Annotated in this window: 12 protein-coding genes and 1 riboswitch; of the genes, 6 read left to right on the forward strand and 6 right to left on the reverse strand. The window is 63.1% G+C overall.

Annotation, left to right across the window (positions count from 1 at the left end; all coding sequences use genetic code 11):
• Positions 1-191: 191 nt before the first annotated feature.
• A riboswitch (SAM riboswitch) is annotated at positions 192-284 on the forward strand.
• A gap of 359 nt (positions 285-643) precedes the next feature.
• From I2I01_RS21185 to I2I01_RS21195, 3 genes are all read left to right on the forward strand, one after another.
• Positions 644-1,639 (forward strand): ATP-grasp domain-containing protein, encoded by a 996-nt coding sequence (locus I2I01_RS21185; RefSeq protein ID WP_196288522.1) that lies wholly within the window; start codon positions 644-646, stop codon positions 1,637-1,639.
• 138 nt (positions 1,640-1,777) lie between these two features.
• Positions 1,778-2,797, forward strand: coding sequence for an LLM class flavin-dependent oxidoreductase (locus I2I01_RS21190; RefSeq protein ID WP_196288523.1), 1,020 nt, complete (start codon positions 1,778-1,780; stop codon positions 2,795-2,797).
• Between the two features lie 152 nt (positions 2,798-2,949).
• Positions 2,950-4,413, forward strand: a complete 1,464-nt coding sequence (locus I2I01_RS21195; protein ID WP_196288524.1) for an amino acid permease — start codon at positions 2,950-2,952, stop codon at positions 4,411-4,413.
• A gap of 1 nt (position 4,414) precedes the next feature.
• Here I2I01_RS21195 and I2I01_RS21200 read toward each other — a convergent pair whose 3' ends face one another.
• Complete coding sequence (locus I2I01_RS21200) at positions 4,415-4,891, reverse strand: hypothetical protein (RefSeq protein WP_196288525.1); 477 nt, start codon at positions 4,889-4,891, stop codon at positions 4,415-4,417.
• A 135-nt stretch (positions 4,892-5,026) separates the two neighbouring features.
• Here I2I01_RS21200 and I2I01_RS21205 point away from each other — a divergent pair, with 135 nt between their 5' ends.
• Positions 5,027-5,197 (forward strand): hypothetical protein, encoded by a 171-nt coding sequence (locus I2I01_RS21205; RefSeq protein WP_196288526.1) that lies wholly within the window; start codon positions 5,027-5,029, stop codon positions 5,195-5,197.
• A gap of 239 nt (positions 5,198-5,436) precedes the next feature.
• A complete protein-coding gene (locus tag I2I01_RS23335; protein WP_211538082.1) occupies positions 5,437-6,450 on the forward strand; it encodes a formylglycine-generating enzyme family protein in 1,014 nt (337 codons plus the stop codon).
• Between the two features lie 185 nt (positions 6,451-6,635).
• On the opposite strand, the gene I2I01_RS23435 is transcribed toward I2I01_RS23335, so the two are convergent.
• Both I2I01_RS23435 and I2I01_RS21220 read right to left on the reverse strand, forming a co-directional pair.
• Positions 6,636-12,311, reverse strand: a complete 5,676-nt coding sequence (locus tag I2I01_RS23435; protein ID WP_196288527.1) for a GEVED domain-containing protein — start codon at positions 12,309-12,311, stop codon at positions 6,636-6,638.
• A gap of 244 nt (positions 12,312-12,555) precedes the next feature.
• Positions 12,556-12,975, reverse strand: a complete 420-nt coding sequence (locus tag I2I01_RS21220) for a secondary thiamine-phosphate synthase enzyme YjbQ (protein WP_196288528.1) — start codon at positions 12,973-12,975, stop codon at positions 12,556-12,558.
• A 195-nt stretch (positions 12,976-13,170) separates the two neighbouring features.
• On the opposite strand from I2I01_RS21220, the gene I2I01_RS21225 reads away from it, so the two are divergent.
• On the forward strand, positions 13,171-15,756 hold the full coding sequence (locus I2I01_RS21225; RefSeq protein ID WP_196288529.1) for a type IA DNA topoisomerase: 2,586 nt from the start codon (positions 13,171-13,173) through the stop codon (positions 15,754-15,756).
• Between the two features lie 39 nt (positions 15,757-15,795).
• On the opposite strand, the gene I2I01_RS21230 is transcribed toward I2I01_RS21225, so the two are convergent.
• The 3 genes from I2I01_RS21230 to I2I01_RS21240 all read right to left on the reverse strand — a co-directional run bounded on the left by I2I01_RS21230 (position 15,796) and on the right by I2I01_RS21240 (position 20,262).
• Positions 15,796-16,593 carry a hypothetical protein gene (locus tag I2I01_RS21230; protein ID WP_196288530.1) on the reverse strand — a complete coding sequence of 266 codons (798 nt, stop codon included), beginning with the start codon at positions 16,591-16,593 and terminating at the stop codon, positions 15,796-15,798.
• A 121-nt stretch (positions 16,594-16,714) separates the two neighbouring features.
• Positions 16,715-18,574 (reverse strand): prolipoprotein diacylglyceryl transferase family protein, encoded by a 1,860-nt coding sequence (locus I2I01_RS21235; RefSeq protein WP_196288531.1) that lies wholly within the window; start codon positions 18,572-18,574, stop codon positions 16,715-16,717.
• 176 nt (positions 18,575-18,750) lie between these two features.
• A complete protein-coding gene (locus tag I2I01_RS21240) occupies positions 18,751-20,262 on the reverse strand; it encodes an SDR family oxidoreductase (RefSeq protein ID WP_196288532.1) in 1,512 nt (503 codons plus the stop codon).
• Positions 20,263-20,432: the final 170 nt, after the last annotated feature.

A 20,432-nucleotide genomic window follows, 5' to 3' on the forward strand; every position in this document is an offset into this window, starting at 1 on the left:
GCTATCCGTCATCCTGAACAAAGCGAAGGACCTTCTCACGTTGGAACGAATGATTCCGGCGTGAGAAGGTCCTTCGCTTTGCTCAGAACGACAGTTCGCGTATCTAATGCGCCAACTTTACTCGGCATGACGCGCTTTTTTGCAACCCATGCCGTACCTTTGCCCCATCAATTCCTCATTCTGAAGGATTGTTTTTATACAGAGGCGCTGAGAGACAGGCTCAACGACGCGCCGGCAACCACCCGCTACCGCTGGAAAGGTGCCAATTCCTGACCATATAAAAACAAGTTGCCGTGGAAGCCTCCAACAACCAACCCGTATTTCTTGCTGCTTTTGATGCCCGTCTGGCGCCTATGCACCGGATTGGCATGGCGTGTTGTTGCTGTTGTTGTCTGGCTTAACCCGATGCATTTTTTTCATCGCGGGTAGCTAAACCGAAACCGGAGCCGGCTGGCTTCGCCGGGCCGCCGTGTGCGGCTGCGGTGTTGCGCGTGTCTGTCTTGGTTTTTCGGCCGCATTAGGCCCTGGCTTGGCGCAAGGCGCTGGGCGGCCAATTCTTCCTCTCATTTCGGGCTTTGCCAGTTCGCCACCTGCGTTGCGCAGCGTGCCCGCTTGCTACGTTTCAATTTCCTTATTTTCAGATATGTCTGCTGTTCAAAAGCCCATTGGCATCTACTTCGAGCACCCCGAATGGTTCAAGCCCCTCTTTGCGGAGCTGGACCGCCGCGGACTGCCCTACGTGAAAATCGACGCCGCTCACCACCTCTTCAATCCTTCGGAAAAGGAAAGCCGCTACAGTCTGGTGGTGAACCGCATGAGCTCCTCGGCCTACCTGCGCGGGCACGGGCAGGGCATCTTCCACACGGCCGGCTATGCCACGCACCTGGAGCGCATCGGCACGCGCATCATCAACGGCTCGGTGGCCACCAGCATCGAAACCAACAAGGCCAGGCAGCTCTCGCTGTTTGAGTCGCTGGGGCTGAAATACCCGGCTTCGCGCGTCATCAACCACGCCTCGCGGGCGGTAGATGCGGCCCGCGAGCTGCGCTTCCCCATCGTGGTGAAGGTGAACATCGGCGGCAGCGGCGCGGGCATCATCCGCTTCGATACCCTGGAGGGGCTGCAAGCGGCCGTGGATGCCAACCAGATTGACCTTGGCATCGACCAGACGGCACTGGTGCAGGAGTACGTGACGCCCCGTGGCGGCAACATCCACCGTGTGGAAACGCTCGATGGCAAGTTCCTCTACGCCATGAAGGTGTATACTACCGGCGAGAGCTTCAACCTGTGCCCCGCCGAAATCTGCCAGATTCCGGAAGAGCAGTCGGCCGACTTTTGCCTGACCGAGGCGCCGAAAAAAGGCATTCAGGTGGAAGCCTTCACGCCGCCAGCCGAAGTCATTGCCGCAGTGGAGCGCATCGTGGCCGCCGCCAAAATCGACGTGGGCGGCATCGAATACCTCATCGACGACCGCACCGGCGACGTGCTGTTTTATGACATCAACGCGCTGTCCAACTTCGTGGCTGACGCCGTGAACGTGGTTGGATTCGACCCCTACGCCCGCTTTGTGAACTACCTGGAATCGCAGCTGCCGGCTGCGGCACCGGCGGCCGTGCAGGCAGAGTTGGCTACCGCCTAAGCTATTTATTAGAAATAAGTTGGCCGTCGGGGCAGCGTGCAGCGGGGCATCCTCGCCGCTTCGTTGCAGCGAAGAATACTCACTGGGGGAGGGTGTTTCGCTGGGCGCTGCCCGACGGCTTTTTTATCAGAAACCGCCATGAAATTTGGATATTGGATGCCCGTTTTTGGGGGCTGGCTGCGCAACGTCGAAGAGGAGCAGATGCCCACCGACTGGAGCTACGTGAAGCAGCTGGCGCAACGCAGCGAGGCCTGGGGCTACGACCTCACGCTCATCGCCGAGCTGTATTTGAACGACATCAAGGGCACCGAAGCGCCGTCGCTGGAGGCCTGGAGCACGGCCGCCGCGCTGGCCGCCGTGACCGAGCAGCTGGAAATAATGGTGGCGGTGCGCCCTACCTTCCACAACCCTGCGCTGCTGGCCAAGCAGGCCGCCAACATCGACTTGATTGCGCCCGGCCGCCTGTCGCTGAACGTGGTATCGAGCTGGTGGCGCGACGAGGCAACCAAGTACGGCCTGCATTTCGAGCAGCACGACGACCGGTACGCCCGCACCCGCGAGTGGCTCGACGTGGTGAAAAATGTGTGGACGCAGGACCATTTCAGCTACCAGGGCAAATACTACCAGGTGGCCGACAACATCCTGCAGCCGAAGCCCGCCAAGGCCCCGTTCCTCTACGCCGGTGGCGAGTCGGAGGCGGCCAAAGACCTCATTTCGAGCCAGTGCGACGGCTACGTGATGCACGGTGACTCGCCCGAGCTTATTGGCGCCCGCATTGCCGACATGCGCCGCCGCCGCGAGCAGAAGGGCCTGCCGCCGATGAAATTCGGCGTGGCCGGCTATTCCATCGTGCGCAACACCGAGCAGGAGGTAAAGAAAGAGCTGGACCGCATCACCAATGTGCAGGCTTCGGCCTCGGGCTACAGCAATTACCAGCAGTGGCTGGCCGGCACGCAACTGGAGCAGCAGGTGTCGCTGCAGGACTACTCGGTGTCGAACCGCGGCCTGCGTACGGGCCTCACGGGCACGCCCGCGCAGCTGCAAGACCGGATTGGGGAGTTTGAGCAAGTGGGCGTGGACTTCTTTCTGCTGCAAGCCAGCCCGCAACTGGAGGAGATGGAGCGGTTTTCAGAGTCGGTTATTCAGGTGCTGGCGTAACTCAATTGACGGTATACAGACCGTCATGCTGAGCGCAGCCGAAGCATCTCGCGTGCTGAAGTAATCAATTACTTTTCACGGTAGAGATGCTTCGGCTGCGCTCAGTATGACGGCCTTTTCTGCGCGTTTCAAAAGCGCGCTTCAACAACTACATGCTTAAAAAATCACTCGAGCTGCTTCGGGCCGAAGCGGCCGAAACGGGGGGCAACACCCTCAAGCGTAGCCTCAACGGCATCAGCCTTATTGCTATTGGCATCGGCGTCATTATTGGGGCAGGCTTATTCTCACTCACTGGTATTGCGGCGGCGAATAACGCGGGGCCAGCCGTGACGCTGTCATTCGTGGTGGCGGCGGTGGGCTGCGCCTTTTCGGCGCTTTGCTACGCTGAGTTCGCGGCGCTGGTGCCGGTTTCGGGCTCAGCCTATACCTATTCGTACGCCACCATGGGTGAGCTGTTTGCTTGGATTATCGGCTGGGATTTGGTGCTGGAATACTCGGTTGGCGCCGCTACGGTGGCCATTAGCTGGTCGCAATACCTCATCAAGTTTCTGGGCAAGTACGGCCTGCACATCCCGGCGCGGCTGGTGATGTCGCCTTTTGAAACGGCCAAGCTGGCCGACGGCAGCACCGTGAGCGGCTTCGTGAACGTGCCGGCCATGCTCATCGTACTGGCCATCACGGCCATCGTGACGCGCGGCACCAAAGGCTCGGCCTGGTTTAATGCGCTGGTGGTGGCCCTGAAGGTGGCGGTAGTGCTGGTGTTCATCGCGCTGGGCTGGCAGTACATCGACCCCGCCAATTACCAACCCTACATTCCGGCCAACACCGGCACCTTCGGCGAGTTCGGGCTGAGTGGCATCCTGCGCGGGGCGGGCGTTATCTTCTTCGTGTTCATTGGCTTCGACATTGTGGCCACCATGGCGCAGGAAACCAAGAACCCGCAGCGCAATATGCCCGTGGGCATCCTCGGCTCGCTGGCGGTGTGCACGGTGCTGTTTGTGCTGTTTGGGCACGTGATGACGGGGTTGGCCAACTACACCGAGTTCAAAGACAGCGCCGCGCCGGTGGCCATTGCCATCGAGAAAACGCCTTACGCGTGGCTGTCGTCGGCCGTGATTCTGGCCATTCTAGTGGGCTACACGTCCGTGATTCTGGTTGACCTGCTGGGGCAGTCGCGGGTATTCTTCTCGATGTCGCGCGACGGGCTGCTGCCGCCGGTATTCTCCCGCATCCACCCCAAATTCAACACGCCGGCGCAGTCGAGCCTGTTGCTGGGGGCCTTTATCGCGCTGTTCGCGGGCTTCGTGCCCATCTCGGTGGTGGGCGAAATGACGAGCATCGGCACGCTGCTGGCCTTCGTGATGGTGTGCCTAGGCGTGATGATTATGCGCCGCACCAACCCCGACGCGCCGCGCAGCTTCCGCACGCCGTGGGTGCCAGTGGTGCCCATCCTGGGCATTCTGGTGTGCGTGGTGATGATGGCCTCGCTGCCTTGGGAAACCTGGCTGCGCCTCATTGTGTGGCTGGCGCTGGGCATGGCCATTTACTTTGGCTACGGGCGCAAGCACAGCAAATTGCGGCTGGCGCAGGAGGCTGATAGCCGTATTGCTGGTTGAGTTAATGTGTTGTCAGCCCGTTTGCGTCCAGTCCATCGGCATCGCGCACGCGGCTTAAGCTGCCCTCCAAATCCACCACGTCATCGCCCGGCCCGCCCGTGCCACCCGGCGCGGCTTGCTTGTACACATCCAAGGCGCCGTTCTGGTCCAGGAGTTGGCGGGCGCGGTTGGCCTCGTCCTCGGTGGTGGCGCGCACGGTAAGCACGGCGCTGTCGGCGTGGGTGGCGGCGGCGTGCGAGCGGGCGTCGGCTTCGGCGTTCTCGTTGCCAGCGAAGAGGTCGGTGAAGAAGCGGATGAAGCCGGTACCCAGCGGTTCGGTTGGCGCCTCGGCTTCGGCAGCGGGCAGCTCGGCGGCACGAAGGGTTTCGGAAGTGGCGAGGTGGAGGGCGCTGCGCTCGAAGCCGGCCGCCAGCAGGCGCTCGGTGGCAAACTGGGCTTCGGAAGCGCTGCCGAACAGGCCAACAACAGTGCGGGACATAGAAAAGTGAAAAGGTGTCACGGTTCTACGGCGGGCGGAGTACCTGGTTTCCAGCCGAAGGCGCTGACAGCGCTGGTTTTCTGCTGCCTCACGGCCCCGTTTGGCACCATGCCCGGCCATCTTAGGGACTTCTCCGTGCCCATTTTCACAAAAGCCGACGCCGTGCTAGCCGCCCTCACGGCCGCGCTGCAGCCGGCCAACGGCGCGGCCAAACCCATCAAGCATCAGCGCATCGAAGCGCGCGATGGCCGCCCGCCAGGCTACCTGCTTGGCCCTGTTTCGAGCCTGCGCCACCCAACTGGCTGAGCACGCCGCCATGTCTGGGCGCGTGGCGGCGTTTATGATGTGAGCTAGTTTGACTTTTATGCCGGTGGGTTCAAAGAGTTGAACTCTGCGAAACGCTATTGGTGGCTGAAACTGAAAAAGCCCGTTGCATCTGGACGTAACGGGCTTTTCCAGTATGGAAATGAACTGCGCTACCGGCTGCAATTGGTTTCAATACATTAGGTAATAATTGCAAGTGGTTGCTTAACTTATTTTGAAAAATGAATTATTACAAAAGGCTACTAAGTACCCTTGTTTTGTTGGCAACGGTTAATATTTCCGGCGCTGCCCAAACACGGCTCGAGTTGTTGCGCTCGGTGAATGCGCCGGGCGTGGTTCTGGTGCAAGACAGCCTGTTTATGGATGAAGCAGAAGTAGCCAATATTCACTGGCTGGAATACTTGGCTTATTTGCGCAAGGACTCTTCTTTCTCCTTTTACCAATCGCAACTCCCCGATACTACGGCGCTTACGCACTGGATTAAGGCTCAGTCGGATAGTGTCGATGATGTGTATGTGCAATACTATTTGCGTTACCCAGGGTTTCGCTATTTCCCATTGGTGGGCGTGGCGCATAAGCAGGCCGTAAATTATTGTCGCTGGCGCACTGCTAAGGTGCAGGAGGGTTATCTGCAATCCCATGAATTTAAAAAGAAACACCGCAAACTGCTGCAGCAATACGATGTTGCCATCACATACCGGCTACCCACGGTGGGTGAGTGGGAAGCTGCAGCTTCTGGTGGCTTGAACGCTGCCGTCGCTCCATTTGGAATTATGCGTCCCCCCGCGCTGGGTACTCGGCAATATCGGCTTAAGCACATCCGGCGGCCGGACGATTTCTATGCCTGTCTACACAAGCAAGATATTCCATTTGGCAAGGACGACCAGTTGTATCAGATGGAATTTAACGTGCATGAAACCGCATATGTAGGTAATTCTCTGACGCCATTTCGTTGCGGTAATGCTGGCAACTTACATCACCATCTGAATGACGGCTTCGAGATTACAGATTACATCTATTCCAACCCGCCCAACGGCTACGGCCTCTTCAACATGGTAGGCAACGTGGCCGAACTGACCGCCACACCCGGAATTGCCAAAGGCGGCTCTTTCGGGCATTCCATTGAGGATTTCACGCTGAAAACTGATTTCCCATACGATGGACCCTGCGAGTGGCTTGGTTTCCGCTGCGCCTGCACCATCGAGTTGCGGCGCAAATCGGAGGCTAGGCAATAATGTTGGTCCAAACTATTCCGGCATTGCTACGCGTCCTGCCTTATGGGTAGAGCCGGGCATCGCGGCCCGCCCCCACCGGCAATCTAAAATCGACGACAAGGGATTGCAGCCGCCCCGCCTCCTCATAAAAAAAGAGCCTGCCGCATTGCGGCAGGCTCTTTTGCTAGCGAAACTTTCGCTCCTGGCTATTCGCGCACGATGCGGTGAACGTCCAGGCTGCCGCTGGCCGTGCGGGCCTGCAGGATGTACACCCCGGTGGGCAGCGCGCTCAGGTCAAGCGCCTGTTTCTGGCCCAGGGCATTGCCCGATACGTTGCCTTCGTATACCCGCTGGCCCAATGCATTCAGCACCTGTACCGACACTGCCTCGCGGTAGCCGGTGAATTCCAGCAGCAAGTGGCCATCGGGCGTGGGGTTCGGATACACATGGAACGAAGTACCCGCCGCGGCCTTCGCGCTGGAGGTTACCACCAGCGGGCTGGAGGGCAGCGACACGCAGCCGTAGGCGTTGGTCGTCGTCACGGTGTACGAGCCCAGCTGGGCGGGCAGGCCGGTGAGTACCAGCGTCTGGCCGGTGGCGCCGGGCACGGGGTTGGGGCCCAGGTACCACTGGTTGCCCGTGGCCGCGCTCGAGGTGAGCGTGGTGGTCGAGCCGTTGTAGGCCGGGGTAATGGTGGGCGTGGCCGGGGTCGGGTTTACCGTTACGGTGACGGTAGCAGTGGCCGTGCAGCCCCCGGCCGTAGCGGCCGTCAGGGTATACGTAGAGGTGATGGGAGCGCCGGTGGTGTTGGGCAGCGTCACCGTGGGCTGGGCGGCGCTGGCGCTGCTCAGGCCCGTAGCCGGAACCCAGGCGTAGGTAGTACCGGCTATTGCGGTGGTCCCGAGGGTAGCCGTAGCGCCGCCGCAGAAGGCCACGTTCGGGCCTGCATTGGCGATGGCAGCCGGAGTCACCGTCACCGTAGCAGTGGCCGTCACTGCCGCGCAGCCGCCCGAGGCAGCTACCGTATTGGTCACGGTGTAGGTGCCGGGCGTGCTGCTGCTGAGCGTGATGGCGCCGGTGCTGGCGTTCAGCGTCAGGCCCGAGGTCGAGGTGAACGTACCGGCCGTGGCGCCCGTGCCCAGCACAACGGCCGGGGCCGTGGTGCCGCTCACGCAGAAGGTGGGCGAGGTGCCGTAGCTGAAGGTGGCCACGGCCGGGGCCGTGATGGTCACGCTCTGGGTGCTGCTGCTCCCGCAGCCGCCGCTCACCGTGTAAGTCACGGTGTAGGTGCCGGCCGTGCTGCCGCTTAGGCTGATAACGCCGGTGCTGCTGTTAATGCTCAGGCCCGAGGTCGAGCTGAACGTGCCGCCCGTGGTGCCCGTGATGGTGGGCGTGGGCGTGGTAGTTCCGCTGGTGCAGTAAGTGGCAGCCGGGTAGCTGAACGTGGCCGTGCTGGGCGCCGTGAGCGTGAACGTGGCGGTGCTGGTCACGGCAGCGCAGCCATTGGCGGCGGCCACCGTATTGGTCACCGTATAGGTGCCGGCGGCAGCCGTTGCCCCTACGGTTACTACGCCAGTGGTGGCGTTCACCGAGAGGCCAGTGGCCGTCGGCAGCGAGTAGGTGCCCGCAGTGGCGCCCGTGCCCAGCGTGGGCGTGAGGGTGGCAGCGCTGCCGGCGCAGGCCGTAGCGGTGGGGTAGGCGAAGGCAGCCGTAGCAGGAGCGGTAATCGTAACCGAAGCCGTGGCCGTCGAGCCGCATTGCGTGGCGCTGCTCGGCACGGTGTACGTCACCGTATAAGTGCCGGCCGTGCTGCTGCCCAGGTTGATAGCGCCCGTGCTGGCATCGATGCTCAGGCCCGTAGTAGCCGTGAAGGCACCACCGGCTGTGCCCGTGATGGTGGGGGTGGGCGTGGTAGTTCCGCTGGTGCAGTACGGCCCGGCGGCATAGCTAAATGCCGCCGACGTTTGCGTAGTGAGCGTGAACGTGGCCGTGCTGGTTGCCGCGGCGCAGCCGTTGGCGGCGGCCACGGTGTTGGTCACGGTGTAGGTACCGGCGGCGGCCGTGGGGCCCACGGTCACGGCCCCGGTAGAGGCGTCCACCGAGAGGCCCGTAGCAGCGGGCAGGGTGAAGGTGCCGGCGATGGCGCCCGTGCTCAGCGTAGGCGTGAGCGTAGCGGTGCTGCCGGCGCAGGTCGTGGCCGTCGGGAAAGCGAAGGCTGCCGTGGGGGCGTTCGTGATGGTCACGGTGGTGGTGCCGGTCACGGCCGCGCAGCCGTTAGCTGCGGCCACCGTGTTGGTCACGGTGTAGGTGCCGGGCGTGCTGCTGGCCAGGGTGATGGCGCCGGTGCTGGCGTTCAGCGTCAGGCCCACCGTCGAGGTGAACGTACCGGCCGTGGCGCCCGTGTTGAGGGTAACCGTTGGGTTGGTGGTGCCCGATACGCAGAACGTAGCAGCCGTGCCGTAGCTGAAGGCCGCCGTGGGCGCTGCCATGATGGTGACGGTGGTAGTGGCCGTACCGCCGCAAAGCGTACTGGAAGCGGCCACGGTGTTGGTCACGGTGTAGGTGCCGGGTGTGCTGCTGGCCAGGGTAATGGCGCCAGTGGTGGCGTCAAGAGTCAGGCCTGCGGTCGAAGAGAACGTACCGGCCGTGGCGCCCGTGCCCAGCACGACAGCCGGGTCGGTGGTGCCGCTCACGCAGTAGCTCGAGGTGGTGCCGTAGCTGAAGGTGGCCGGGCTGGCCGTGCAAGCCGCAATGGTCACCGTGTAGTCTTCCGACTCGCCGTACCAGGTGGTGCTGCCCGAAACGCAGGCATCGGTAGCAGCGAAAACGCCGTTGCGCCAGCGCACCCGCATGCGGGTGGGGCCCAGCAGAGCCGAGGCGGGCACCGTCAGCGTCACGGGGAAGGTCACATCCGTAGCTGTGAGGCTGGACGAGCCGATGAGCGTGTACTCCGAGGCGTCAAAGGTGCCGCTGTGGTCGTAGTCAATCCAGAGGCCGCCCTGCGAGTTGGCGTTGTTGGAGCGCACGATGACGCTTACGCCGTTGGTGTACGTCACGCCCTGCACCAGCGTCGTGGTGTTGCTGGTGCTGGCCGTGAAGTCGCCGTAGCCGCTGGTCGAGTTGGCGTTGGTGGCGTTGGTGAAGCCGGGGGTGCCGGGCAGCGTCACGCTCTTGATGTATTCGTTGGTACCCGTGCTCACCACCGTGCAGTAGCAGGTCAGGAACGAGTTCTGGGCCACAGCCACCACGCTCGAATTGACCGACTGCCCGCTAGCCGTGCAGGTTACCACCAGGCGGTAGTCCGTAGCTGCCGTCTGGCTGGCCACCGAGTAGCTCGTCGTGGCCTGGGCAGCGCCCAGGTTGGTGAAGGTATTGGCGCCGGCCGGGCTGCTCTGCCACTGGTAGCTGAGGCCGGTGGTGCCCGCCGCAATGCCCGTGGCGTTCAGCGTGAAGGCCGTGCCGCCGCACACCGAGGTGGCCGAGGCCGTGGCCGTGGTGGCCGCCGGCGTGCCCGTGCAGGCAACTGGGGTGGCAATGGTGACCAGGTAGTCTTCCACTTCACCGTAGTTGGTAGCGCTGGAAGCGGCCGTGCACGACTGCGAGCTGAGGAGCACTAGGTCGTTGCCGCCACGCACCCGCATTTTGGTTTGGCCCGTCAGGGCCCCCGCCGGGATGGTAACCGGGATAACCGAAGTGCCGTTGGCGCCGGCGTTGGTGCCCAGCGTGAAGAACTCGCTGGTATCGAAGGTGCCGCTGTGGTCGAAGTCAATCCACACGCCGCTGTACTGCGTGCCATCGGAGCCCATCGTAACGGAAACCGAAGCCGTGCCGCCCTGGAACAGCGCCGGAATCTGAAGCGTACCCGCCGTTTGCGAAGCAGAGTAATCGGTGTAGTAGGGCGAGGCGTTGGTGGCCGACGAAGCGCTGACCAGCGGGCCCAGCGTTACGTTGGTGATGCCGTCGGTGCCGGTGCCCGACGTTACCGGCGTGCAGTAGCAGCTCAGGAAGGGGCTTTGGGCCACCGCTACCACGCTCGAAGTAACCGCTTGGCCGCTGGCCGTGCAGGTCACAATTACACGGTAGTCGGTTGCGGCCGTTTGGTTGGCAACCGAATAGGCACTGCTGGTTTGGGCGGCGCCCAAGTTAGTGAAGGTATTGGCGCCGGCCGGGCTGCTCTGCCACTGGTAGCTGAGGCCGGTGGTGCCCGCCGCAATGCCCGTGGCGTTCAGCGTGAAGGCCGTGCCGCCGCACACCGTGGCGGCCGGAGCCGTGGCCGTAACGGCCGGCGGCGTGCCGGTGCAGGCCAAAGAGGGGGCAATGGTGATGGTGTAGTCTTCGGTTTCGCCGTAGGTGGTGCTGATGCAGGCGCTGGTGCCGTCCAGCGGGTAGGAAGTCGAAACCAGGTAATACTGCGTCCGCACCCGCATGCGGGTGGTGCCCGTCAGGGCCGTGCTCGGAATGTTCAGCGTGGGCGTCACGGTGGCGGTGCTGCCCGAGGTGTTGGTCGAGTTGGTGCCCACCACCATGTATTCGGAGGCGTCGAAGGTGCCGCTGTGGTCGTAGTCAATCCATAGGCCAGCCTTGGCATAGCGGCCTAGCGTAATGGACATGGGGTAGCTGGCGCCGGGGCTGAGCGTGGCCGTGGTGGCTGCGCCCGAGGTGTAGTTGGTATAGTAAGGCGAAGAAGAGCAGGTAGAGGTGTTCGACAGCGTGGTGCCGGGAATTTCTACCTTCAGCAGCTGCGCATAGGTGCCGCAGCCGCTGCTGCTGCTGGGGGTGCAGTAGCAGTTGTCGAAGGCCGTTTGGGCTACCTGCACCGGGGCCGAAGAAACGGCCGTGCCGCCCGTGCCGTCGTACAAGCAGGTTACCCGCGCCCGGTAGTAAGTGGCCGCCATCTGGCCCGTGGCCGTGTAGGTGGGGCTGGTGGCGCCGCTGATGTCTGCGTACGAGGTGCCGTTCGTCGACGACTGCCACTGGTAGGAGTAGCCCGCCTGGTTGGGCACGCCGCTCACCGACAAATAGATGCTGGTGGAGGAGCAGGCCGTGGTCAGGGCCGTGGTGCCGCCGCTGGTGGTGGTAGCCGCCGCGGTCAGGCCGGTGGGGGCTGCGGCGCACACCGGGTACACGCCGGCCGTCACGGCCAACAGCACGGTGTTGCCGGCCGCAGCTGCTTTCGTGAACGTGATGCCCGTGATGTTTTTCGTCACGTTGGCGGCGTTCAGCGCCAGCTTCAGCTGGTAGAAGCGGGGGCCTACGGGCGAGCCCGTGTACTGCACGCTGTTGTCGCCGCGGCTCACGCGGCCCAGCTTTTCGCGCACCACGTTGGTCTGACTGGAGGCAAACCAGTCGGCAATCACCTGGCCGGCAAAGAGCTGGGTGGTGCCATCGGCAAAATTGACGGTGACATCGAGCGTGCTGGCTGCGTTGCCCGACGTGCCAATCACATACAGTTCCGAAGCCGCGCTGGGCGTAGCAAACGACAGGGTGCCCGTCGCATTTGCTCCAAACAGCCGTAGGGCATTATTGCCCGAGTACGGCCCCAGCTGATAGGTGATTGCGCTATTGAGTGCGCTGGTGATTAGCCCGCTGGTTTCCAGCGCCGGGTACGTCGAGGCCGGGTAGGTGGTGGTGTTGGGCACCTGGCCGGTGGGGCCCACGTAGTCCTGGGCCATCAGGGTGTAGCCGGTGCCGCCGGTGGCCGCCGCCCCGTCGATGTCGGCCGTGGTGGTGGTGTTCACGGCCCCGGTGCCATTGGCAATGATGTCGTGGGTGAAACCAGTCAGGGCCACCGGGGTGTAGGTCTGGCCCCGAGCCGGCAGGGCAAACGCCCCGACCAAGGCCAAAAAGGCCAGCCTGGCGAATGATGTAAAAGGTTTTAGCATAAAGGAGGGATGGAGGGGAAAAAAGGGTTAAAGGGGTGAAATATCAGGATTTAAGAGGGGGGTAGACAGAATTGCCGGAAAGCTATGCACAAAACCGGCTTGATGTATACATAGCGTTTAAAAAGGTAGAATTTCGTCTGGCAATCACTCTAAAAAAGCCCCGAATAACACCAGGCCATGCAGGCTATAATGCGTGCCCCAAACGCTTTCATTCCTGACTGGCCGTGGCACGCCCCTGTGCGTTTCATTCGCCCAGCAGCGTGAGCAGCAACGAGCGGCGGCCGCCGTGCTCGCGGTGCTCGCCCAGGTAGATGCCCTGCCAGGTGCCCAGCGCCAACCGCCCGTTTGTGACCGGGATGCTCACGCTGCTGCCCAGCAGCGCCGCCTTCAGGTGGGCCGGCATGTCGTCGGGGCCTTCCGAGTTGTGGCGAAAGTAGGGGGCATTTTCGGGCGCCAGGCGGCTGAAAAACTGCTCAAAGTCGTGCCGCACCGTGGGGTCAGCATTTTCATTAATGCTCAGGCTGGCCGAGGTGTGCTGGATGAATACATGCAGCAGGCCGGCCCGCACCTGGTGCAGTTCGGGCAACTCGCGCAGCACGAGGTCGGTGATGAGGTGGAAGCCGCGCCGCATTGCGGGCAAGCGGAGTTGTTTTTGGTAAATCATGGGAATAGCATAAGCATTGGCTTGTATTAAGCGCAGGGAGCTCAATTGGTAGGAGATATCAAACTCGCTCCGCTCGTCACAAGCTAAAGCTTATGTTACAACCATGCCGCGAAAACGACCTTTTTACCTTGTATTTTTGTTGATTCTCTACGCCGAAAAACTGTTGGCGCAGCCCCAAAACCAGCTTAGAATTCCGTGATAGTTTGCATTGCCGAAAAACCCAGCGTCGCCCGTGAAATTGCCAATGTGCTGGGCGCCACCCGCCGCCTGGACGGTTATATGGAAGGCAACGGCTATCAGGTGACCTGGACTTTTGGCCACTTCTGCCAGCTCAAGGAGCCCGACGACTACCAGCCCGAGTGGAAGCGCTGGAGCCTGCACAACCTGCCCATGATACCCGACAAGTTCGGCATCAAGCTCATGCGGCGCGACGAGGGCGTGGTGAAGCAGTTCCACACCATCAAAAAGCTGGTAGACGAGGCAACGGAAGTCATCAACTGCGGCGACGCCGGGCAGGAAGGGGAGGTGATTCAGCGCTGGGTGCTGCAGGAGGCCAAGTGCCGCAAGCCCGTGAAGCGCCTCTGGATTTCCTCGCTGACGGAGGAGGCCATCCGGCAGGGCTTTGCCAACCTGCGCGACGCCAAGGAGTTCGACTCGCTGTACCAGGCCGGCAAGAGCCGCGCCGTGGGCGACTGGCTGCTGGGCCTCAACGCCACGCGCCTGTTCACGCTGAAATACACCACCTACCAGGACAAACAGCTGCTGAGCATTGGCCGGGTGCAAACGCCCACGCTGGCCCTGCTGGTGGAGCGCTGGCACGAAATCCAGAACTTCAAGCCCGAACCCTACTGGGTGCTGAAGACCGAATACCGGGGCACGCTGTTCAGCCACATGGCCGCGCCCGATAAAGCCAAAGACGCCGATGCTGCGCCTGACACCAAGAGCCGCCTGCGCGCCCTGGGCTACTTCGTGACCGAGGAGGAAGCTCGTGCCGCCCTCGAGGCCGTGCGCCCGGCCCCGCTGCGCGTCACGGATGTGGAAATCAAAAAAGGCCGTGAATCACCGCCGCGCCTGTTCGACCTGACTTCGCTGCAGGTGCAGTGCAATAACCAACTCGGTTTATCAGCAGAAGACACGCTCAAAATCGTGCAGGCCCTGTACGAGAAGAAGGCCGTGAGCTACCCGCGCGTCGACACCACCTTTCTGCCCGACGACCAGTACGCCAAGATTCCCGGCATTCTGCGCGGCATCGGCTACGACGCACTGACGGCGCCGCTGCTGGCTACTAAGATTCCGAAGACGCCCAAGGTCTTCAACAACAACAAGGTGACCGACCACCACGCCATCATCCCGACCGGTGCGGCCGGCCCTGGCGGCGGCATGGAAACCAGCGTGTACGACATCATCGCACGCCGCTTCATCGCCGCTTTCTACCCCGATTGCGAGGTGAGCAACACCACCGTGCTGGCCGAAGCGGCCGAGCGTCCCTTCCGCGTGCGCGGCCGCCAGATTCTGAACCCCGGCTGGCGCGTGGTGTACGGCGACCCCACCCAGCAGGCCGCTCCCAAACCAGCGCCCGCCCCGGGTGCCGCCGGTGCGGCCGCCGAAGCAGACGATGACGCCGTTTCGACGGTGCTGCCCAACTTCGTGAAGGGCGAGAGCGGCCCGCACGACCCGCGCCTGGAAAGCAAGATGACCCAGCCGCCCAAGGACTACACCGAGGCCACGCTTCTGCGCGGCATGGAAACCGCCGGCCGCAACATCGACGACGAGGAAATGCGGCAGGCCATGAAGGAAAACGGCATCGGCCGCCCCAGCACCCGCGCCGCCATCATCGAAACGCTGTTCAAGCGCAACTACATCCGGCGCGAGAAAAAGCGCATTGTGCCCACGCCCACGGGCATCGAGCTGATTGGCCTGATTCGCAACCCCACGCTGAAATCGGCGGAGCTCACGGGCCAATGGGAACACAAGCTGCGCCAGATTGAGCGCGGCGAGCTGTCGTCGGAAGGCTTTTTGGGCGAGCTGTCAGGGTTGGTGAAGGAAATGGTGGCCGAAGTGAAGAACGACGGGCGCGGCCGCATGGTCACCTCGGGCAGCGCCGAGCTGGCGGTGCAGCAGGCGAAGACTTCGGCCGCGGCCGGCGGCAGCAAAGTGCCGGCGGGCATGACTGGCGGCCGCCCCGCCACGCCCCACGGCCCGGCCACGCTGCCCGGCGCCAACGGCCTGGGCTACTGCCCGGCCTGCAAAACCGGGCATGTGGTGCGCGGCAAAACCGCCTTCGGCTGTGTGCGCTTCCGCGAGGGCTGCCAATTCCGCCTGCCGGCCGAGCTGCACGGCAAAAAGCTGAGCGACCCGCAGGTGAAAGCCTTATTGGCCAAGGGGCGCACGCCCGTGATGAAAGGGTTCATTGGCGCCGATGGGCAGAAGTTCGACGCCGCCATCGGCCTTGATACCAACTTCCAGCCCCTGCTGCTGCAGGTGGCCGAGAGCAAGCCCGGCGCCGCACCCGACTCGGGCCTGATTCCGTGCCCGGTGTGCAAGCTCGGCACCATGCTCAAGGGCAAAGCGGCCTACGGCTGCTCGCGCTTCCGCGAAGACTGCCAGTTTCGGGTGGCTTTCGAGTGGGGCGGCAAGCAGCTCACCGAAACCCAGCTCAAGCAGCTGCTGCGCAAGGGCGAAACCAGCGTCATCAAGGGCTTCATTTCGGCCAAAACCGGCAAGAAGTACGACGCCGCGCTGAAGGTGGAAGACGGACGCGTGGTGCCGGTGTTTGGGTAGGGCGCGGCGGAGCGGCGACTTATGCAGTGGGCGCTGAGCTTAGAGCCGCGACGCTGGCCCGGTTGCTTGCAGTGGCAACCGGTAAGACGCCTGCACCCCCAGCCGCCCATAGGATGCGGAGCCAAATGTGATGAACCCGCTGGCACGCCACCGGCTAGCGGCCGGACTCGTTTCTACCCGGAGGTAGCCAAAGTCGGACTCTTCCCGTTTGAAGTCAGCCGATTCGGGCGTGGTGACGCCGACTAGTATGGCCACTGGGCTGTGCGGCCCAAACCCTGTACCGATGCCGGTTTGCCACGCGGGGTTGGCCAATCCGAACAAGCCATTGGTCCCGTAGCCATTTTCGACCAGCACCCAGTTGCGCCAGCCCACCCGGATTTGAAACGTGGGCACCGCCGTCACGGTATCGACCACGGTAGAGGAAGTAACATAGCCTGACCTGGTAGCGCCGTAGTACCCGACCCGGCCCACCAGCACACCGCCCCCACCACTGAGCTGCCAGTTTTTAGTGGTCAGGCCAAACGCCAGGTGCGGGTGCAGGGCCCCCAACGCAAGATTGGCCCGCCGCCCGTCGCCAATGGTGAGCCGGTCGGAAGCGGCCAACAGGTCGAGGCCGGCCAGTACACGCGTGGTTCGGTTGAGGTCGGTCCGGTGGTATTCCTGCTCAAAAGCGGCCCCGAAAAGCACCCCATCGAACCGATGTTCCACCGGTTGCCCGATTCGGGGCGGGCTCGTACCACCAAGCAGGTCGATTTTTGGTCGATAATCGAGGGTACTGTGCGCGAATCGACCGGCGGTGTAGCCGCTTTCAAACAGCAGGAAATTTCGCTTGTCCAATTTTTTGGGGACGGGCGCAGAGGTTTGCGCCTGAACGCTTTGTACTGCGATGCCGCAGCACAACAGCACGCAGGGCCCGATAGATGAGAAGCAGTGTTTCATGAGATGAGCAGGCCACGGCCTAATGGCCAATCCGGTAATTAAGCTTGATACTGAATTTGTTGTGCCGGCCCAGGTCCGTGGCGTAGTAGGGTTCCAGCACCAGGCCGGTGCGGCCGGGCAGGCGCAGCTGGGCGCTCACAAAGCCCAGGGAAGGGCTGGGCTGGTGCGGCGAGTTGGCGTAGCCCACCAGCACGCTGGTGCCGGTCGAAAGGCCCAGGTTTGAACCCAGCCCGTAGCGTGTGGTATAGGAACCCAGGGCATTCTCGGCCCCATAGCACAGGTCGGCCTGGCCAAACAGCACGCCGGATGGCAGGCTCATTCTCGTCATGAATTCGGGTATGATGGGGGTGCTTTTGCGGGTTTCTCCGCTGCCGAAGTAGCTGAAGTAGCCCAAGCTGCCCACGTGCAGGCCTACGCGGCTGTCCAGGTTGAACCAGGAGTGCTGCCGGTGCACTTCGCGGTAGATGTGCGCATCGACCAGAACTTCCTTGAACGACTCAGGCTGGCCCAGAATAGGCGTCGACCCGTTGGGAATAGGCACGGTCTGGGCATCAATGTTTTGCTGGCCCACCCAAAGGCCCCCGCCCCAAGTGGTGGTGTTGCCGGCAGGTTCGGCCTTTTCCATGGCTATTTCACCTCCAGCGGCGTACACTTGCTGCTGCAGCGCCAGCCGCTGGCTGCCCCCGCACCCCGAGTTACTCGATAGGATGCTCTGCTCGCTCTCGTGGTAGTTGCCCAGCACGCCGCCGGTCACGATGGTGGTGCGGCTGGCCTGGGAATTGGCATCCTCGGCGGTAGCAGGCGGTGTTTGCTGGGCAGTGCCAAATACCAGCACGCCGGCCAGCAGCCCCACCAGCGGCATACCCGCAAGCCGGGGCGCCCAGCGGTGCAGCGTGGCTAGCCTGGCCCCGGCTTCGGCCACCAGCACCGCTAGCAGGAGCGCCCGCACCACCAGTACCTCTGGCAGCGTGAGCACCTGTGGCCCGAGCACCGCCGTGAGCGCCAGCATACTGAGCACCACCAGCAGCGAGCGGCTGGAATCGGGTGCTGGTGTGGCCGGGGCGGCGGCGGTGCCTCCAGCGGCCTCGTGCCGCCGCACACGCCAACTCCAAATGCCCAAGGCCAGGAGCGCCAGCGGCAACAGCCAGAGCTGCAGTTCCAGCCAGGGCCCGCCCGGCCCGGTGTGCGTAGCGCCGGCCACGGGCTCGCTGGCCGCATCGCGCCAGAACACCTGCCCAAAGCGGCCCAGCAGCAACAGGCCCGTTTGCAGCAGCAGCCACGAACCCACCGGCCAGCGCCGGTGCCGCGTGACCAGCAGCACGCCGCCCACGGCCGCGCACAGCAACAGGGCCAGCAATTGCGTGGGCACCACCGGCAAGCTTTGGGGCGCCGTGCACGGCAGCAATCCCGCCTGTACCTGCGCCCACCACGGCGGCGTGCCGGCTGCATAAGTCAGGCCCCAGGGGGCCGCAGTGGGCTCGCCAAAGCAGCAGCCGGTAAGCACGCAGCCCACGCACTGCACTACCAGCGCCGCGCACAACGGCAAGGCCAAGGCATCGAGCACCGCCCAGCTCAGCCCCAGCCAGCGCCGCAAAACAAGCACCGCCAGCACGGCCGCCAGCCCGCCGCCCAGAATGGAGCGCGCCGTGTCGGCAGGCGCATTCGCGAACAGTAGGGTGAACCATGCGCCCACCGGATGGGTGACGAGCTTGGTACCGATAATGAGCGCCAGGCTGCTGGCCGCCACCATCGTCAGCCAGGGGCGCAGCGGAAAACCGCGCCGCCGTCCTTCCCACAGCAAAAGCAGCACGTTGGTGAGCGTGGCCAGCAGGTAAAACGGCGTGTAGTAGTCTTGCCCCGGCGTGTAAGGGATTTGCATGCGAAGTCGGGTTGAGCGGCACCGTGGATAGCGACGCCTAAACCTATCCGCTCAATACCAGCAAATGCAAGCTGATTTCTGCAATCTTCGGACTTTGCTATTACAGGTTAATTCCTGAATAGCCTTGATAAACAATGGTTAACACTGATTTATTTAGACTTATGGGATTCTGCCAATTATGTTGGTTTGTCTGGCTGCGGCGACGTGGTTGCGGGAGTTGCTGCCGGCTCCCGATAGGCCACAATATTGCGGGCCATCCCTTTGAAAATGATGCCATGGAAAGGCAGCACCGAGTACCAATACAGCCGCCCCGCCAGCCCGCGCGGACGGTAGGCGGCCAACTGCTCCAGGGCGTGGGTGCCGTCTTCCTGGTCCACGATGCGGAACTGCAGCCAGGCCTCGCCGGGCAGCTTCATCTCGGCGTAGAGCAGCAGGCGGCGGCCGGGCTTGTCGGCCACCAGCACCCGCCAGAAATCTAGCGGGTCGCCGGCGCGCAGGCGCGAGGGCGAGCGCCGGCCCCGGCGCAGGCCCGGCCCGCCCACGGCCTTGTCCATCAGCCCCCGAATCTGCCAGAGCCAGTCGGTTTTGTACCACCCCCGGTCGCCGCCGATGCGCCAGATGTTGTCCAGCACCTCGGCCACCGGCCGCGTGAAGGGCACAAACTGCCGGTCGAAGAACATGCCGTTTTTCGGAATCTGGATGGCATCCATGTAGTTCTGGCGCAGGGTGCCGCTGCTGATGGCGTCGCTCCAACTGCTCACCACTTCGTTTTGCTCGATGCGCTGGAAGGCCAGGGCCAGCGCGGCGCGGTAGCTCATGCAATCATGCGGAATTACCCAGCCGATGCTCTTGGCGGGGTCGCACACGGTGTCGTTTTTCAAGCTTTCCACCAAGCTTTGGGCCAGCGAAAACGTGGTGCTCGTGACCAGGTACAGCCACCACGACGACAGCCGCGGCGTGAGCACGGGCACCGTCACTATCCAGCGTCGGTAGCCGCGCTCGGCGGCCAGGCCCAGCAGCATGTCGCGGTAGGTGAGCACGTCGGGCCCGCCCACGTCGAAAGCCCGGCCGAAGCAGGCTTCGTTGTCGAGCACGGCCGTGAGGTAGAACATGATGTCGCGGATGCCAATGGGTTGGCAGTGCGAATTCAGCCAGCGCGGCGTCACCATCACCGGCAGCTTCTCCACCAAATCCCGAATAATCTCGAACGACGCCGAACCCGAACCGATGATAATGCTGGCGCGCAGCACCGTGAGCCTGGCTTTTTGGGCCCCACTTAGCACGTCTTCCACGGCGTGGCGCGAGCGCAGGTGCTTGCTCAGGCCTTTGTCGTTGGCAATGCCGGAGAGGTAGATGACTTGCCGCGCCGTGGTAGTGTCCAGCAACTGCGTGAAATTGTGCGCCGACTGCTGCTCCAGCTGAAAGAAGTTGGCGCTGCCGCCGCTCATGGAATGCACCAGGTAGTAAGCGGCATCAATGTCGGTGGGCACGTCGGCCAGCGAATCGGGCTTAAGCAAATCGCCCTGCGCCACTGTAACGCGGCTTTGCAGGTCTTCGGGCAGAATATCGGCCAGCGCAAAACGGCGCGGGTCGCGCACTAGGCACACCACGTCGTGGCCCGCGGAGGCCAGCAGCGGCAGCAGGCGTTGGCCAATGTAGCCGGTGGCGCCGGTGAGAAGGATTTTCATAGGCGGCAGATGTTCCGCCTGGCCAACGCAGCCCGACGCTGCCCTGCCCAGCGGAACAATAGCTGAACGGCTACCGCACGTACTGGTTTATCATCAGCATGCAAATGGCCAGGCCATTCACCCGAAAACGCCCCACAGGCTTTCCTGCGGGGCTTTTTCGAGTTGAACTA

Origin of the sequence: Hymenobacter properus (assembly GCF_015694735.1) — a bacterium.
GTDB lineage: Bacteria > Bacteroidota > Bacteroidia > Cytophagales > Hymenobacteraceae > Hymenobacter > Hymenobacter properus.